The organism is Kitasatospora putterlickiae (assembly GCF_039527695.1).
Classification (GTDB): Bacteria; Actinomycetota; Actinomycetes; order Streptomycetales; family Streptomycetaceae; genus Kitasatospora; species Kitasatospora putterlickiae.
Genome location: NZ_BAAAKJ010000437.1, coordinates 8,974 through 10,151, shown reverse-complemented (window position 1 = coordinate 10,151; position 1,178 = coordinate 8,974). Strand labels below are relative to the sequence as shown.

Below are 1,178 nucleotides of genomic sequence, written 5' to 3'. Positions count from 1 at the left end.
CGGCTCGGCGCCGCCGCCGCGCCCGTACGCGGGGCCACCGCCACCGTTGCCGCCGCCGTACGGGTTCCCGCCGCCGCCCGGGCGGCCCTCCTGCCACGTGTTCATGTGGGAGAGAATGCCCGACGCCGGGTCCGGTGACTCCCCCCGGGGCCCCCACCAGGGCCCTTGTAGCAGTTTTGATGCACGCGCCGGATCGTTCCGGGGCAAGGTGGCGACGGGGCGGACCCTCGCGCCCCCGTCTCACCATCCGTCTCACCTGGTGTTCGCCTGGCGGGACGAACCTTGACCGTCCGGAACGCTGCGTGTTTGCATGACAGCCATGGATCAGCGATGGACTCTCACGCGTCGGCGGCACGTCGACCTGCTGCGTGTGTCCTGTTCGCTCTGTTGTGGCTGACGCGCGCCCGTCGAACCCCACCACTCCTCCTCTCTCTTCTCGACGCTGCCCGCGCAGCGTGCTCACCGCCGCCCGCCGGTAGGCCGGTCCCCGGCCGCCCGGCCGGCGCCGCCCCTGCCCGGTGAGTGCCCCGTGCCGCTGGAGCGCCGTCCCGCTTCCTCCCCGAGGTGAACCCATGGCCACCGTCCTGTCCGTCTCCGGCTCCCCGTCCCCGACCTCCCGCACCACCCGCCTGCTGCGCCTGGTCGACGCGCGGCTGGAGGAGCGCGGCCACCGCGTCGTCCCCTTCGAGGTGCGCACCCTGCCCGCGCACGCGCTGCTCTCCGCCGACCTGTCGCACCCCGAGCTGGCGGCCGCCCTGGAACTGTTCGCGGAGGCCGACGGGGTGGTGATCGGCACCCCGGTCTACAAGGCCGCGTACTCGGGCCTGCTCAAGGCGCTGCTGGACGTGCTGCCGCAGTACGCGCTGCGCGACAAGGCCGTCCTGCCGCTCGCCACCGGCGGCTCCACCGCGCACGTGCTGGCGGTGGACTACGCGCTGCGGCCGGTGCTCAGCTCGATGGGGGCCGACCACATCACCCAGGGCTGGTTCGTGCTGGACCGCCACATCACCGTCCGGGAGGACGGCACCACCGTGGTCGAGCGCGAGACCGACGTGCTGCTGCGCCCCGTCGTGGACGCGTTCGCGTCCGCCCTGGAGCGCCGGGCCGCCCCGGCCCTGGCGTCCTGACGCCCGCCCGGCGCACCGCGCGCCGGACCTCCGCTCCACCCCAGGCCCCGC

At 74.7% G+C, this 1,178-nt stretch carries 2 protein-coding genes; both read left to right on the top strand.

The window, feature by feature from the left end:
* The first annotated feature begins 310 nt into the window (after nt 1–310).
* Nucleotides 311–397 carry a putative leader peptide gene (locus ABD308_RS39825; RefSeq protein ID WP_350554585.1) on the top strand — a complete coding sequence of 29 codons (87 nt, stop codon included), beginning with the start codon at nt 311–313 and terminating at the stop codon, nt 395–397.
* A gap of 175 nt (nt 398–572) precedes the next feature.
* Nucleotides 573–1,127, top strand: a complete 555-nt coding sequence (gene ssuE / locus ABD308_RS35915) for an NADPH-dependent FMN reductase (RefSeq protein ID WP_344344325.1) — start codon at nt 573–575, stop codon at nt 1,125–1,127.
* Nucleotides 1,128–1,178: the final 51 nt, after the last annotated feature.

Bases quoted from the DNA above. Each gene is read 5' to 3' on its own strand.
- ABD308_RS39825 (WP_350554585.1), top strand. From the start codon at position 311: ATGACAGCCATGGATCAGCGATGGACTCTCACGCGTCGGCGGCACGTC.
- ssuE (WP_344344325.1), top strand. From the start codon at position 573: ATGGCCACCGTCCTGTCCGTCTCCGGCTCCCCGTCCCCGACCTCCCGC.